The 17055-nt window shown below is 48.7% G+C and carries 8 protein-coding genes; all 8 read right to left on the bottom strand.

Annotation, left to right across the window (positions count from 1 at the left end):
• Nucleotides 1-9: 9 nt before the first annotated feature.
• Nucleotides 10-2427, bottom strand: a complete 2418-nt coding sequence (locus KOE27_RS14925) for an alpha-amylase family protein (RefSeq protein ID WP_215239659.1) — start codon at nt 2425-2427, stop codon at nt 10-12.
• Nucleotides 2427-4394, bottom strand: a complete 1968-nt coding sequence (locus KOE27_RS14920; RefSeq protein WP_215239658.1) for a glycoside hydrolase family 97 protein — start codon at nt 4392-4394, stop codon at nt 2427-2429. Before KOE27_RS14920 ends, KOE27_RS14925 begins: the two co-directional genes overlap by 1 nt.
• Nucleotides 4395-4482: 88 nt before the next feature.
• Entirely contained in the window at nt 4483-5985 is a 1503-nt protein-coding gene (locus KOE27_RS14915; RefSeq protein WP_215239657.1) for a RagB/SusD family nutrient uptake outer membrane protein, read from the bottom strand.
• 21 nt (nt 5986-6006) lie between these two features.
• Complete coding sequence (locus tag KOE27_RS14910; RefSeq protein ID WP_215239656.1) at nt 6007-9543, bottom strand: SusC/RagA family TonB-linked outer membrane protein; 3537 nt, start codon at nt 9541-9543, stop codon at nt 6007-6009.
• A 152-nt stretch (nt 9544-9695) separates the two neighbouring features.
• Nucleotides 9696-10766 carry a FecR family protein gene (locus KOE27_RS14905; protein ID WP_215239655.1) on the bottom strand — a complete coding sequence of 357 codons (1071 nt, stop codon included), beginning with the start codon at nt 10764-10766 and terminating at the stop codon, nt 9696-9698.
• Complete coding sequence (locus tag KOE27_RS14900; RefSeq protein WP_215239654.1) at nt 10763-11401, bottom strand: RNA polymerase sigma factor; 639 nt, start codon at nt 11399-11401, stop codon at nt 10763-10765. The genes KOE27_RS14905 and KOE27_RS14900 overlap by 4 nt, the downstream gene beginning before the upstream one ends.
• Nucleotides 11402-11668: 267 nt before the next feature.
• The gene (locus KOE27_RS14895; protein ID WP_215239653.1) at nt 11669-15514 is read right to left on the bottom strand and encodes a T9SS type A sorting domain-containing protein; all 3846 of its coding nucleotides are present in this window, start codon (nt 15512-15514) and stop codon (nt 11669-11671) included.
• Between the two features lie 7 nt (nt 15515-15521).
• Complete coding sequence (locus KOE27_RS14890) at nt 15522-17051, bottom strand: DUF1501 domain-containing protein (RefSeq protein ID WP_215239652.1); 1530 nt, start codon at nt 17049-17051, stop codon at nt 15522-15524.
• Between the last annotated feature and the right edge of the window lie 4 nt (nt 17052-17055).

The raw sequence follows: 17055 nt of genomic DNA, 5'->3' as shown, positions 1-17055 counted from the left end.
TATTTACCCTTAATCCAGCACCAATTCCTTTTTTACAAATGGCTCCGGATATGCTGTGACCCAGACCTCCGGCTGAAGGGCAACCTGAGCGGGATCGGCTGAAAACAGGGTTATCTTTAGAGGCTTGTTACGCATAGATGCGTTAAGCGGAAAATAGAAAGTTACATTTCCATTGGAGGTATCCACGTGCTCCCAGTTGTTGTATGGAAACGAAGGACTGCGGTCTTTGGGGGCAATAAGGTCCATGCCGGACATTATTCCTGCAAAAAGGTCCTCCGTTTTATATTTCCCCGGTATGGCCAGGGCCAGATAACTGCCGGAATCAGCCCGCGTAACTGTAAACGAACCTGTCCAGGAATGTGCCGCCACGCGCTCCGAATGGAACAAATTGCTGGCTTTCAGATTATTATTTTTCAATTTTTGATTTTTGTAAAAAACTTCAATCTCGCTCACCGACAACGGCGCCTTTGTGATTTTTATATACCTGCAGCTTTGCCCTTCGGGGATGGTAATGACGAGGTGGTGAGCAATGCGTCTGGCAGCTGCGGCCTGCCATTTGGCGAGGTCATTAGAAAACAGGATTTCACCCGTTTCGTACGACTGAGGTATATTCCGAAGCAAGATTTGGTCGCAGTTTGTTGGTTTCCCCAGATCCAGCCTTAAGGCTCCCGGCTGGATGGCTCCCTTGGTATAGATACTGGCATAGGCATTGAAGTACGTAGTGGTATCCCCGTCGAATGCAAACTTATCCCATGAGCCGGTGGCAACAAACAGGCTGTCTTCAAAAAAAGCATCCCTGGCAGCCTGTACTTCCGGGAAACTGGTTTTTCCTGCACGCTGCAGGCTTCTTACTTCCAGCGCATTGTTGTCGTTGGCAAAACACATGCTTTCATAAAACATTACCTGCGAAGTCGTTGGCGACGTGGTCTTATGAAGGTTGCCAAGTTTTCGGTGGAATGGCGCTGTACTCACGGTACCCGGGAAGGTAACTTTTGTTCCTTTCAGGATAGCATCAGCTGGTTTGCCATCCAGCTTTGCCCCTTTAAAATGACGCTCCGCCGGGTTTACCTTCACGGTGCGGGTGGTACCCGGTTTTCCCAGCAATTGAATTCTGACCGGTTTTCCCGCAACGTCTTCCGTGATTCTGTAGTCAACGCCTCTTACAGACAAGTCCTTGTTTTCGGAACTTACCATAAACAATGCGGAACGAAACGGCTGTACATTTACCGCAACCTGGTCCCCAAAGGCATATTCTCCAATTACTTTTTCGGTAGGATGTACCTGTTTTACAATAACCCGCTGTGCCCGCCCTAGCCCGATGGATGTGTCGGCAAGGAGCTGGAAAGTTTTGGAATCCCAGCTGTTATTCCTCAAAGTGATGAACCGGGTAAGGGAATCGCCACGGGAAACGGCTTTGTAACCATACCTTGCTTCTGGTAATGCTGTTCCGTTTACAAGAATATCCCGGTATTTACGGTGCAGATTGTAGATTCGCGCCAGGGTTGGGAATTCTTCATCTTTCAGAAGCCAGGGATTGCCGTAAATCTCCGGAGCCAGAATCAGGCTGCGGTTAAATGCCTGCAGGATCAGGTCGTCTTCCCAAAAATCAAGTGCCGACGACAGGCATATACCATGGTCTTCGGTGAGCCGGGCCAGCTTCGGCGGATAACCGCGCTGCATATTACCTTGCCGGTGATGTATGGCGGTTGCCTCATTAAAATTATTGACGTCGATATAGGTTTCTTTCCCTTCCCATAAAAAAGTAGTAGTGTGTTTTTTTGCTTCGGGGCTCAGTGAGATTCGGTGATTGAGCACAATTAAATCGGGCACCGACTGGCGTGCTCTCCGCATTGCTTCGATAAAATATTTTTCTTTTTCGGGCCTGAGATCACTGGAACAGGCATCCAGTTTCAGTACTTTCAGATTGAAATCCGTACAAAGTTTCACCAGTAAATCAACCCGTTTTTGTGCTTCATCCGCCGTGTCCCCGTAGCCGTCGGGACCGATCCACAGCCCCAGCCGGGTGCCGGAGGCAGTGGCCTTTTGGTAGATGGAATGAAAGCCGTTGGGAAAAGCTTTGGTAAACCATGGTGAATCCAAACTGCCGTATGCTGGCCTTCCCGGAACGGAGGAGCAACTAGGACCGTTGTCAAACATACCGGCGTCCAGCAGGAACACATCCATCTGCATCCCGTACTGTGCCTTCATCCAGCTAAAAAAGTCGAGGGCTTTCAGTACCTTGTGTTCGTTGGAACCATACCAGTTTCTGTTAATCCAGTCAAAATACATGGCCATGGAGGGTGTCTTTTCGTCAGCTCCGGGATATACTTTGGTCACGGGCTGCCCGGTCCCTTTTGTTATACTTAAAAGCAGGCAAAAAATAGGAAGCCAATTGCGAATGGCGGCAAAAGAAAGTCGTTCTAACATTAGTTTTTTGTAAGTTTAATCACATACCCTCCGCCGGGAGCCAGCTGTACAGGTAGCCTGGTCTGGCGGGTTACCGTCTGGGAAGACAACCGGTAGTCCGCGGCATACCGGTCGGCATTCATGCCATCTTCACATATTGTTGCACTGTAACTGCCTTGCTCTAAAAAATCCAGAGATATGCTCAGGTTTCGTGGTGTGGCGTCGTTGATGGCTCCTATATACCAGTCGTTCCCATTTTTGCGGGCTGTTACCAGATAGTCGCCAAGGCGGGCGTCCAGGATTCGGGTGGTATCCCAAACGGTAGGTATCCCACCCAGTAATTTCATGAAATCAGGCTCGGTATGGCCTTGTGACGGATTGCCTGTAAAAAACTGGATCGGGCTTTCATACACAATGTACATAGCAAGCTGCTGGGCGCGGGTGGTCATGGACATGACGTTTTCTCCCACCGCTCTGAAAGTTTTAGGTGTTGCGTTGGTCAGCAGGCCGGGTTCATAGTCCATAGGGCCGCTCAGCATCCTGATGAAAGGCAGCAAAAGATTGTGTTCCGGAGTTGCTTTTTCGCTCCACATATTATACTCTGACCCCAGGACAGCCTCCCGCGCAATGGCATGCGGGAAGGTACGGTTGAATCCGGCAGGTTTAAAGGCGCCATGAAACATCACCATCAGTTTATGCCTGGCACAGGCTTCGGCTATTTTGAAAAAAAACTGAACGGCTTTCTGATCATCCCGGTTGATGAAATCGGTCATGATAAAATCGACATCCCACTTATTAAATTGGTCCAGTGCAGGTTCCAGTTGCTTCTCGAGTGTAAGCGCCAGCGTCCACATGCTGATCCCGATGCCCCTGTTTTTGGCGTAAGCAACAATTTCATCCATGTTGATATCCGGATTGATCTTAAACAGGTCGTGCGTATCACTCCATCCGGCGTCCATCATGATCCTTTCAAAACCATATTTTTTGGCGAAATCAATATAGTACTTATAGGTTTCGGTATTGATACCGCTCTTGAAAGGTACATTAAAAATGTTGGAGGAAATGACCCATTCGTCAGTTGCCTTGCCGGGTTTGACCCAGGAAACATCGCTGACACGGGAAGGGGAGGCCAGACGGTAGACAAGGTCATTGGCAGGAAGGTCTTTGTCCTCCGGGGCGATGATCAGCACCCTCCAGGGGAAATTTCGGTTGCCTTTGGTTTTTGCCAGGAAAGCCGCTCTTTCTGTTACGTATTTCTGTGCATACTGGTCGTCTGTAACTGCTTCGGCCAGGGGATAGGGGGCAAAATTTCCGACAAGCGCGTTATGCTGGCTTCCGGTCAGGAACATGCCGGGATAATCTTCCAGGTCAGATTCGGTAATGGCTATTTTGGGCTCTACATCCGGCGAAAGCAGTATGGGCGTGAAAAAGAGATTTTTATCCGAGATACTGTCCAGCCTTTTCAGGGTATAGGGTTCTTCAAAACTGGTGTGGTACTTGTCCAGACCCGATGATGGTATCACTTCCGGGAAGTAGGTAAGCGGGTTGCCCGGAAAACGAAAGGTGGCGGTCTCACTCTTTACTTCGATATCGTCTTTGAAAGATGTTACGATCCGGTACGCCACTCCATCATTATATACTCTGAAATGTACTGCGAAAGCGTTTGGTAACTCAATTTTTAATTCCTGGTATACATCCGGAATATTTCTTCTTTTTTCGGGTACCGGAGAGATAATCGTCTCCTGGTGAAATTTTTGCGTGAACTTAGGTTTAGCGAGTCCGTCTGAAAGCCTGTTGCCGGAAGACAGCAGCATATCAATTTCGGAGGGTGCCACAAGGAGTGCATTTTTATAATAAATGCTGTAAGTAAGTTTTGTTTCCAGGTGGACCGTCAGCCGGATGGATTGATCCGGCGAGCTGATTTCTCTTACAACGGCCGCCTGAGAAACAGTTGAAATAATGGCTAACAGATAGTATAACAGGCGCATAAGTAGGGGGTAATGGCTGCTGCATAGCAACACGCCGGAGCGTTATGGAGCCAGATACGGGCGGGGTACCGTATCTGGCCTGTATAATTTAATAACCCGGATTTTGGGCAGGTACGCCAGCTGATCCCAGCGCAATGTTCCTGTCGATTTCAGATTGAGGGATAGGCAGCAGGCCGTGCTTGCTTGCCTGAAAGTAGGAGATCGGTTCGCCGCCCAGCAGGGCCAGTTTGCCGGCCGCACGCCAGCGGATGATATCCCTGTTACGTACCTGCTCTCCCGCCAGCTCCACTTTTTTCTCATGCATAACAGCTTTTAGTACCTCGTCAGGGGTGTTGCAGGGGAAAGCGGCAGTAGGATAGAGCGATAACTTTGCAGCTTTCAGGTCGGCACGGCTGCGTACTTCGTTCAAACGGGCAATCGCTCCTGGTAAATTTCCGGTTTCGTTCTCGCATTCTGCCAGCATCAGTAACACTTCTGCATAGCGGATCAGGCGACGGTTGATACCACTCGCTACATTTCCGGGCATTGCGTTTTTGTAGCTGAGGGTATACTTTTTCCAGGATTCCTGTGTCATCAAGCCCCCTGCCCAAGTATCACCGACTTCATAAATAGCCGTTTTTTTACGGATATCATCTTTTTCAAATCCGGCTTTCAGGCCTGGCGCAGGAAGCACAACGCCATTCCCCGTATTCATGTCATACTGCCGGGTACCATTGGTTGACTCGCGGTATAATCCCTGCGCGTAGTCGTCACCCTCATCCTCTGCTGCGGAAGGGTTAGGCGAGAACACTACTTCGAAAACGGACTCTTTGTTGAACTCCGTTTCTTCCTGAAAGTTTTCGTTGCTATTTCCCACCAGTGAATAGAGGTTGGATGTCCTCACTTTTTCCAGATACATTTTTGCATTGGCATAATCGTTCATCTGCATGTAAATCCGGCCCAGCAGGGCATTGGCGGCTCCCTGGGTGGCTCTTCCGTTATCCGCAGCACCATAGGAAGCAGGTAAAACTCCGGCGGCTTCTTTGAGGTCTGCAATGGCTGCTTCGTAAATCGCTTTCTGGGTTGACCGCGCCACAAAACCACTGAAATCACTTACCGGTTTGGTGATCAAAGGAACACCTCCCCACAGGCTGGCAAGCTCGAAATAGGAGAAAGCCCGGAGGAATTTTGCTTCGGCCACTACCCGGTTTTTAAGCTGATTGCCCGAATCGTCCGGATCGTTTTCCACTGTGTTATTGATTACTACATTGGCACGGTGGATCACAATGTAAAAGCCTTTCCAGACTCGTTCGATGTAGGAATTGTTGACCCCGTGTGTACCCCTGAGAATTTCTCCGCGATCATCGGCCAGGGTGGTTCCTACAAAATCGTCGGACCGCAGATCATGCAGCCAGATGTAACAGTTCCCTACGAGGTAACTGCCATTGAGGGTGGTATAGGCAGCGTTTACACCCTTTTCAAGTTCTTTACTTGTCTTGAAATAGTTTTCTGACGTGACGGCATTAGGGTTTACCTTGTCGAGCTGTTTTTCACAGCTGCTGAGCAGGGTAAGGGCGGAAATGAATCCAAGTATAAGGCTATATTTTTTCATAATCATGTTGGATCGGTAGAATTAAAAACCAAGTTGCAAGCCTAATGTGAAGGAACGGGCGGCAGGATACTGTCCATAATCAATACCGTTGGTAAGATTTCCGGCGCCCCGGTTACTGCCGATCTTCATGCCGATCTCGGGGTCGTAACCCAGGTCATATTTGGTAAAGGTCAGCAGGTTCTGAGATGCCAGATAAATGCGGAACTTGGAAATTGCACCATTGGTTTTTTTTGATAAAATCTCCGCTGGCAGTTCATAACCGATATTGATGTTTTTCAGCCGGAGATAGGACGCGTCCTGCAGCCAGCGCTGTGATACCCTGGAATTGTCGTTGGGATCGCTCCATTTGAGACGCGGGTTGGTAGTACTTGGGTTTTCGGCCGTCCAGGCATTTTCGTATGCCGACAAACTTCCACCCAGCGGCCAGCGAAACGCACCGGCATAAACACCTATCCCGCTGTAAATTTCCCCACCCTGTACACCCTGAAATAGGATGGACACGTCAAAATGTTTGTAGGTTGCGGTCAGGTTCATGCCATAGGTAAAGTCTGGCAGGAATGAGCCGATTACTTTTCTGTCCTTGTCATCAACGACGCCGTCACCGTTGAGGTCGCGGAACCGCACATCACCCGGTGCAGTGGCGGCACTTTGATAAAAAGCTTCCGTTGATCCTGTCTTCGACCGGGCCGCTGCGTTATCAGCGTCTACCTCACTCTGGTTTTGATAGATCCTGTCAAAATCCCAGCCGTAGAAAGATTGTATGGATTCACCTGCAACGGTGCGGGTAACGGGTACTCCCCAGCTTGAGAAATAATTGCCGTCTCCGCCGTAAATCACGCCGCTTGGCGAATCCAGCCTGAGTACCTTATTTCTGACCCGGCTGATGTTGCCGCTGATTCCCCAGGTGAAATCGCCTTTCCGTGGCGCACGATAACTCAGCTGAAGTTCCCAGCCTTTGTTCTGCATTTTACCAATATTCACATCGGTGAACTGGACATATCCAAATGAGGGAGGGGTGGGGGCTTTCAGGATAAGGTTATCGGTAATTCTGTCAAAATATTCAGCCGTTACAGAGAGGGAATTGTTGAAAAAAGCAGCATCCAACCCAATATTCAGCTGATTGGTCTTTTCCCATTTCAGATTCTGATTGGCCAGCTTATTGTAAAAAGAGGCATTTACGACGTTGTCGTTGTTAAAAGGGTAGGAGGAATTATAGACCAGCGACTGCCAGGGGTAATTGGTAAGCGCTGTAGGGTTGAGCCCTGTTACACCATAACTAGCTCTTAGTTTCATGTCCGACAGGAAGGATAATTTTTGCATAAACGATTCCTGTCCGAGATTCCAGCCAACCGATGCTGCCGGAAAATTGGCGTATTTGTTACCTGGCGCCCACACCGAGGAGCCGTCACGACGGATACTTGCGTTGAGGATATACTTCCCTTTGAAGGCATAGCCTACCCGCGCCACGTAGGAGGTGAGCAGGTTTTCTTCCAGTGCGTTCAGGGCACTGATATTGGTGGCTCCGTTCAGTGTTTTGATGTCGGGATTTGATTGTTTTCCAGACATCATTTCGGTCCGTATTTTCCCGCTCTGCGCCTCAAAAACGAGTATGGCGTTCAGGTGGTGATCGGTACCAAACGTTTTGTCGGCTGTCAACTGTTCGGAATAAAGCAGGGAAGAGTATGCATTTCTATTGCTGGAAATGGTGGAAAGGCCGTCGTTGGTTTTAAAAACATTGTTACCATCGTTCACGGTGTAACTGTTATCTGCCCCGTTTTCCAGCGCATTGGCATAGTCTATCCCGAAGGTACTTCTGAACTTAAGCCAGTTTAAGAGCTTAACGTCCAGATAGGCACTTCCCAGTATCTTGGTTGTATTTCTCCTGAAAATAATATTTTCAATATCCGCGATCAGGTTCGGGAACGGATGTCCGTCTATGGCGTCACCTCCCGCTTTGATCCACGCCCCGGTGTTCGGGTCCTTTACCGGCAGGTGAGGCAGTGCAAATTGCAGCAGCGACAACGGTGTTCCCTGGTCGCCGGTTTGGCCGTCGGCATTGTTATACAGCTGCGAGGTATAGGCAATCAGAAGATTTTGACCAAATGTAAACCTTGACCCCAGGTCGTGCGTTGAATTGATCCTGAAATTATATCTGTCGAAACCAACACCCTTTACAATACCTTCCTGGCGGGTATACCCTGCCGAGCTATAAAAAGTAGAGGCATTCCCGCCGCCGGAAATAGAGAGATTATTGCCCGTCATCAGGCCTTTTTTGAAATACAGATCCTGCCAGTCGGTATTGGTCTGCGCGTAGGTCTGCGTTGCACCCGGATAGGGATATTTATTCATTTCCGCTGGAGTGTACCTGCTGGGACGGGCGCCGGCGTTCTCGATATTGGCCCCGACATAAAAACTGTCCATAAACCGGCTTCGCTGTTCGGTATTCATGGGATCAAGCTTTCGCCATGCCGATTCCACACCTACATAGGAATCCAGGTTAACAGTCATTTTTTTATTTCGCTGGCCTTTTTTTGTAGTGAGGAGGATCACCCCATTGGTTGCACGCGACCCGTAAATGGCAGCAGCGCTGGCGTCTTTCAGTACTTCCACTGATTCAACATCCCGGTTGTCGAAGCTGGCCAGATTGGTGGTCGGGAAACCGTCGATGACGTATAAAGGATCTGTAGAAAAACTCACCGAACTTACACCCCGTATGCGGATGTTCGGCGCGGTACCTGGCGAACTTACGTTGGTAACTGTGAGGCCTGGTACGCGCCCCTGCAGTGCCTGCCCCACTTCAGCAACCGGTAATTCGTTTATTTCCTTTGTTGAAACCCTGGAGATAGCGCTGGTCAGTTCACGTTTGATCTGCGTGCCGTAACCTACCACCACCACTTCGTCCAGCGATTTTGGGTTGGGGACAAGCTGTAAACTGATGTTGGTCTGGTTGTTCAGAGTGATTTCCTGGGTCTGATAGCCCACATAGGAAAATACCAGCACATTGGCTTGATCGGGTACCACAATCCTGAACTGGCCCTCGGCATTGGTGGTAGTTCCCTGCGTAGTGTTTTTGATCACGACGCTGACTCCCGGGAGGCCTTCTCCAGTTTCACTTTTGACCACACCCGTGATGGCTTTTTCCGTTGCCGTGATGGCGGACTGGTTCGTGTTTTTTTCGTCTTCTCCGGGGATATTGTTTTGCTGGCTGAGGATGATCTGGCTGCCTATGACCCTGTAGTTAATGCGCATAGGCTTTAAAACCTGCTCCAAAACATCTTTCAGCGGCTGATTTTGAATAACTACCGAAGTATGTCTTTCTGCCTGGATGGCCTTTGGACTATAGGTGAATTTGACTTCCGTCAGGATTTCTATCCTGTTCAGAATCGTCTTCAGAGACATATCTTCTGCCCGCAGCGAGATACGCTTGTCAAGCAATTCTTGGGCGGGCGACTCAATGGCGTAGGTCAGTTGGATACCGATCATGGCAATGAGCAGTTGCATAAAGGATATTCTCATGACTGTTAAAAGCAGTTCATACTTTTTTAAGGGTTTTTTCATAGATTTGGTGAGCCTTTAAAGGCGGTTTTTGAACGATGGTAGAAAGTTGGACAAAAACGATCCTGTACATCTGTTTCACAGATGTTATGAACCGGGATTTTCAGGCCAGCGGTGCCGCGAACACCACTGGCCTTTTTTATTAACGGTACTTCTTATTTACAGCCTTTTCCGTAAATGACCACCTGCCCGTCCATGACCTTATAACTTGCCTGGATGGTTTCGCAAACAATGGATAATTTGTCATACAAGGTGCCATCGTTTAGCGAGCCCGTCAGGTTGCAGTCCTTAAGCTGGTCGGCGTCACAAATAATCTTTAGGCCATATATCTGCTCCAGTGTGCTGAAAACTTCGGGGATGGAAGTTTCGGTGAAATCAAGGCGTTCCTTGAGATGATTTTGATTCAGCGCCGCTGGTTTTTCTACCAGTGTTTTCACAAACCTGTCTTCTTTTTTTACAAAAACAGCCTGTTGGTTCGGCGTGAGTATTACTTCTTCTGAAAGGCGGGGATCCGTATCCGGTAGGGCAGTTTGTTTAAAAACTGTAACCTTTCCCGTACGTACACCGATAGAAACATTGGCGTCGGTATCATACGCTTTAATGCGAAAGCTCGTTCCCAATACCTTTGTAATGACTTTCCCGGTATAGACCAGAAAAGGCTTTTCAGGATTTTTGGCTACCTGAAAAAAAGCTTCACCGGTGAGATATACTTCACGCGTGTTGCCGCCGAATGTCTTCCCGATACGCAAACGACTTTTGGGCTCCAGTGTTACCCTGCTGCCGTCGGTAAGGGTAATGGTTTTCGGTGCTGAACCCTGATTGACCTCCTGTTTTTCCTGATTTGTTTCCTGAACAGCAATTAACCGTTTGCCTGTTTGTGCAGGTCTTTCACGCAGGGCAAGGAAACCGAGGGCAAGCAGCAGCAGAATGGAGGCCGCAATGGACAGCCGGTTTTTTTTGTAAAAATGTACAGTATGTTCCAGTTCGGTTGCAGCCAAAATTTCATCAATGGCCCCTTTTATCTCGTCTGGGTTAGTTTGTATGTCGTTGATATGCAAAGCAATAACAATCGACCTGGCTTTTTCCAGCATGGGGTACTGTTCGGGATGCGTTGTGCGCCAGGTTTCCCAAAAACGGTCCTCCGGTGACAGTTCGCCAAGCGCCCATTTTCGAAAATAAGGATCCTGCACAAAATCCTCTGTTTTATAGCTAAGGTATGTTTTCATTGACAAAAGATGGAGGAAATGGTCGTGATCAGGGAAAGGAACCAGTTTTTACGTAAAACCCTGAGCGCCTCATAGATAAGGTTGACGGCCGAGTGGTAATTGATCGACATAACTTTTGCTATGTCATCGTATTCCATTTCCTGGAAAAAGCGCAGATAAATGGCCTCGCGCTGGCGCTTGGACAGCTTTTCCAGATTGAACTGCAGCCGTTTCAGGTCTTCGTGCTGTACTTCATTGTTGACCAGATAGGATTCTATTGCAAACTGTACCTCAAACGCATAGTCATCTTTCACCTCTTCTGCCTCTCTGAACCACTTCAGTCGTTTGGTTTCTCTGAACAACCGGCGCCTCAGGGAAATGAGTAAATAAGGTTTTAATTTTTCAACTTCATCCAGTTTCTGTCGCTGGTTCCAGAGATCGATGAAAAGGTCATGCAGACAATCCCGGACAAACTCCCTGTCGCGCTGCAGGCGCACGCCGTAATTGAGCAGTAAAGGATAATACTCGTTCATCAGATCAGAAAATGCACGGCGGTCTCCGCTACGGAAGGCCTGCCATAACATTCGTTCTCTGCCGTTGTCAACAGAAACGGGTACATTGTTGAGTTGTCTTGAAACGGTATTAAAATCAGGCATGGAAACTCAAATCGATTTAATTACCTCTGCATCACCGTCATCAGCTGTTTTCGGGCGATCTATCAGTAAAGAGACAAAGAATGTAATTATGTCCTGAAAAAATTTAAAAAAAATCGAAAAAAGTTTGAGCGCTGGAGGAAAAGTGCCTATCCGTGCAATTTTTTCTTTATACAAAAGAAAACAGCAGGTATATAAAATTTGCGCTTTATATATCTGCTGTTATAAATTCTGGACCTTTTTGATAGTTCAGCTAAGAAAAAGATACTGTTATCGGATTAAAACGATGCGTTTAATCCATGTTTCTTTTCCTGTATTGAGCTGAACAAAATAAATTCCTTCCGGCTGAGCGCTTATGTCAAGGTTTTTTTCTTGTGTCTTCCCTGTCCCGGTAAGAGTTTCCTGCCACACAATCCTTCCCAGTATATTCAGGATTACCAGTGAGGCGGGCTGTTGTTTTTCCAGAATGAAACTGACAGACAGTTTCCCGTTTGTTGGATTAGGGGAAACACCCAGCAACCAATCTGATGTAGGCGCGTACTCTGGTTCAGGAGATATGATCAGCGGTGTAAATGCTGCTATCCTGCCAGATGGGGGACTGCAGGTAACCGTTTTAGGCCCGCCTGGTACGAGATAGGTACTACCCTGTACCCTGATGGAAAGCTGGTGGGGTTGTCCGTCTTTCAGAGCGGCGGGCAGCTGCATACTGAAAGCATGTCTCCCGTCTCCTGCGCCATTTCGCTGGAGGTCCTCCCTGTAAATGTCGGCGAGTGTAGTTGCGTGGACGGTATTACCTTCCACGAGTTCGAGCGGGAGGGCTACATTGGGATAGTTTTTGTCCCATGCCCAGCCTTTGATATCGGTACAGCTGGCCCAGTCGAAGCTGCCGTTGTATTGAGACGGTGGTGCGCAGGTGATGGTTTTGGGTGATCCTGTGAGGCTGAAATTACTTCCTTTTATTCTTACTGTGAGGGTATGTGGCTGTCCGTTTTTCAAAGCAGCAGGCAGAGGTATTGCAAAACCATAGTTGCCGGTTCCGGTACCTGCATTTTTGAGATCCTGTCTGAAGGTGCTTGCCGTTGCCGTCGCCAGTACTACACCCGCTTCCACGAGTTCGATCTGCAGGACATTGTTCTGGTAATTTTTATCCCACGCCCATCCTTTTATTTCGGTGCAGCTGGCTGTTTCCAAAGTTCCCTGGTAATCCGAAGGCAGGGTACAGGTAACCGTTTTAGGCCCGCCCGGTACGAGATAGGTACTACCCTGTACCCTGATGGTGAGCTGGTGAGGCAGCCCGTCTTTCAGAGCGGCAGGCAGCTGCATACTGAAAGCATGTCTCCCGTCTCCCGCGCCATTTCGCTGGAGGTCCTCCCTGTAAATATCGGCCAGGGTAGTTGCATGGACGGTATTACCTTCAACGAGTTCGAGTGGGAGGGCTACATTGGGATTGTTTTTGTCCCATGCCCAGCCTTTGATATCGGTACAGCTGGCCCAGTCGAAGCTGCCGTTGTATTGAGACGGTGGTGCGCAGGTAATCGTTTTGGGGGATCCTGTGAGGCTGAAATTACTTCCTTTTATTCTTACCGTGAGGGTATGTGGCTGTCCGTTTTTCAAAGCTGCAGGCAGAGGTATTGCAAAACCATAGTTGCCGGTTCCGGTACCTGCATTTTTGAGATCCTGTCTGAAGGTACTTGCCGTTGCCGTCGCCAGTACTACGCCCGCTTCCACGAGTTCGATCTGCAGGACATTGTTCTGGTAATTTTTATCCCACGCCCATCCCTTGATTTCAGTACAGCTGGCTGTTTCCAAAGTTCCCTGGTAATCGGAAGGCAGGGTACAGGTAACCGTTTTAGGTCCGCCTGGTACGAGATAGGTACTACCCTGTACCCTGATGGTGAGCTGGTGGGGTTGCCCGTCTTTCAGCGCTGCAGGCAGCTGCATACTGAAAGCATGTCTCCCGTCTCCTGCGCCATTTCGCTGGAGATCCTCCCTGTAAATGTCGGCCAGTGTAGTTGCGTGGACGGTATTACCTTCCACGAGTTCGAGGGTTAAGGCCTGGTTGGGATAGTTTTTGTCCCATGCCCAGCCTTTGATATCAGTACAGCTGGCCCAGTCGAAGCTGCCGTTGTATTGAGACGGTGGTGCGCAGGTGATGGTTTTGGGTGATCCTGTGAGGCTGAAATTACTTCCTTTTATTCTTACTGTGAGGGTATGTGGCTGTCCGTTTTTCAAAGCTGCAGGCAGAGGTATTGCAAAACCATAGTTGCCGGTTCCGGTACCTGCATTTTTGAGATCCTGCCTGAAGGTACTTGCCGCTGCCGTCGCCAGTACTACACCCGCTTCCACGAGTTCGATCTGCAGGACATTGTTCTGGTAATTTTTATCCCACGCCCATCCTTTGATTTCAGTACAGCTGGCTGTTTCCAAAGTTCCCTGGTAATCGGAAGGCAGGGTACAGGTAACCGTTTTGGGCCCGCCTGGTACGAGATAGGTACTACCCTGTACCCTGATGGCGAGCTGGTGGGGTTGTCCGTCTTTCAGCGCTGCAGGCAGCTGCATACTGAAAGCATGTCTCCCGTCTCCCGCGCCATTTCGCTGGAGGTCCTCCCTGTAAATGTCGGCCAGGGTAGTTGCATGGACGGTATTACCTTCAACGAGTTCGAGTGGGAGGGCTACATTGGGATTGTTTTTGTCCCATGCCCAGCCTTTGATATCAGTACAGCTGGCCCAGTCGAAGCTTCCGTTGTATTGCGGAGAGATGCAGGTTACACTTTTCGGAGAACCTGGTAAAAGATAGGAACTTCCTTTGACCCTGATGTTGAACTGACGAGCCTGCCCATTTTTCAGTGAAGCGGGTAATCCGAAACTAAAGCCATAATTGCCGGTTCCGGTTCCTGCATTTTTGAGATCCTCCCGGTATTTATCCGCAGTAATGGTAGTGTGCACCGTATTCCCTTCAATTACCTCAAGCTGCTGGGCCTGGTTCGGATGATCCTGATCCCATGCCCATCCCTGAACCAGAAAACAATTCGCATTCTCCAGGTTTCCTCCGAAGGAACAGGTCATGCTTTTGGGTGAACCTATTAAAAAATAGTTACTGCTACGGACTCTGATGCTAAGCTGATGCGCCGTGCCATCTCTCAAAGCGGCAGGGATGTTAAAACTGAATCCATAATTACCGGTTCCGATGCCGGCATTTTTCAGGTCTTGCCGGAAGCTACTGGCCGTTGTGCTGGCAAGAACAGCGCTTCCTTCCATCAACTCCAGGATAACGGAGGCGTCGGGGTAGTTTTTATCCCATGCCCAGCCAGCGATCTCCGAACAACTGGTTACTTCCATGTTTCCGGCATAACTGGCTGGTAATGATTCAGAAGTTAAAGCTCCCAGCGTAAAAATACTGTATGCGTTTGGGATGATTTTTTGGATAGAACTAATAGAGCCGGCCGTCAGCGTACTGTTTCCGCCTGTAAGCGAAACCTCGTTCACTGCCGAAGCTATTTTTTCCCATCTGGCATTAGCAGTATTCCAGCCAACGATACTCAAAAGCGAAAGTGTATTTCCGGTAAGGCCTGCGATATTACTTTTGGCATTCCAGGTGAAGGTGAGTGGTGTACTGTTTGCGCCATCAATATCCCAAAACTCCGCAGCACTTACATTGGCAATGGTACTTTCTTTGCTGGAAAGCGGGAAGGGCCCTCCTCCCGGTATGGTAGCGGTACCGGCGTCAGACTGAAAATAGGCGCCTGTGGTCGCATCGACTTCGGCTGCAAAAGGGCGGTAAACGCCATTTTGCCCGACCGGAAATGTAAATAAGGTATTGCCGTATTTTTTAACATACCCATCCACATGTTTGGTATTGCTGATGCCGGTCAGTGCACTGGATCCTGAAAAACTCACAATACCCTGGGGCGAGGATCTGTCTGTTTTTATAATCCCGTTTTGTTGCGCAGGACAAATCTGTGAGTAAAAGAGGATCAGATTGAGGCTGATCAACCGCTTTAAGAATTGCATTATGGAATAAGTTTTAACCGAATTAAGGATCACTTTCAGACCAGCGTTTTCTTTCAGGGGTAGTGCTTTGTTTTCCTGAAACCGGATTGTCGTAATGGTTGTCATGAATTATTCAGCCGGTAATGTTGACGCTGTAATCTCCCAGAAACTTCAATTCCCCACCTGCAAGGACCTTTACATTTTTTGCTGTAATATTCTGTCCTACCTCCACAACATGCCCCGCATTGATCTGCACAATATCTTTGGACGTAGGTACCCGTCCGTGAGACCAGATTTCCGGGTTGGGCCAGGATCCCGATGACAGGGTTTGAACAACTTCGGAAAAGAGTGAAATAGTCCTGAAATTCCTGAAAAGTACCTGATCCGTTTTCGGGCCGGAATTGCCAAACCAATCGTTCAGAATATCAGCATAAACTCTGCGGAAATCTATTTGCATTTTAATGTCCCGGTTGTCGTCCCACGACGGAGGTGCAACAGGAAGCAATCCGTTAATCAGGTCCGGATTGGTACCTACCAATTGCCTTTTCATACCCGTTCCGAATACAAACATGGGCGCACCTATTCCATGATCAGTACCTTTTGAAGCGTTTGAAGTAGCACGGCGGCCAAAATCAGAAAAGGTCATCCCCAGTACTTTGTCTTCGGTTCCCTGCAGTTGCAGGTCATTCTGAAAAGCGGCTATGGCATCTGATAATTTTTTGAGGAGTTGTGCATGGATACCCTCAACCGAAGATGATCCTATTTGCCCCGAATGGGTATCAAACCCCCCCAGTTCAACATAATAGATTTTTGATTTTAATCCTCCGTGAATCAGCCTGGCCACTATTTTTAACTGTTCAGCCAATTCGTTCTTCATAGAACTGTCCGGATAGGCGGCTAAATTTCTTCCTGCGTCTGCGGCTGCCTTGATTTCCGAGGCGTAACCTACGGCTAAAACCTGCTGTTGCCGGATATAAGAAATTAATTCGCCAGCTTCGCAGCAGGGCAAGCTATGGTCCGAAGAGGTATTGGGCGTTCCTATAAGTTGATAAAAGGCATTGGGATCCTGTAGGGTGATTCCCATCGACTCTCTTGTACCCAGCAGGGTTGTTGTGCTGATATTGCCAATTTGTACCGCCAGGGGATCCTCCATCTCACTGTTGGGATATTGCTGAGGATAACCGGGAAACCGGTCATAAAGATAGCGGCCAGCCCAGCCTGAAGAAGCATACTGCGTTGCGTCAACCCCTGTCATCCATATATCGGTAGAGCGGTAATGGGACTGGTCAGGGTTGGGGTAGGACACGGCATTGATGATCGACAGCTTTCCTTCGTTGTACAGATCGCGCATACCGGTCATGGCAGGGTGAAATCCAGTTTCAGGATTTCCTGACAGGGTCAGTACTTTATCCTCCGGAATGGCAATGTTGGTCCGTAAGGAATGATAAGCTGAAAAATACTCCAGTGGAATAACGGTATTAAGGCCATCATTACCTCCACCTAAATATATAATGACCAGGATCCGGTCGTTGTTCAGCGCTGCAGTTTTTGTTAAGGACTGTACCAAAGCAGAGCTTTGGGCCAGCGACCTGACGCCGAAGCCATCCAGCAGTACCGGTATCATGGCTGTTGATGCGGCTCTTATGAAATCTCTTCTTTTCATACCC

Source organism: Dyadobacter sp. CECT 9275, assembly GCF_907164905.1.
Classification (GTDB): domain Bacteria; phylum Bacteroidota; class Bacteroidia; order Cytophagales; family Spirosomataceae; genus Dyadobacter; species Dyadobacter helix.
This window is presented reverse-complemented; position numbering and strand designations above follow the sequence as displayed.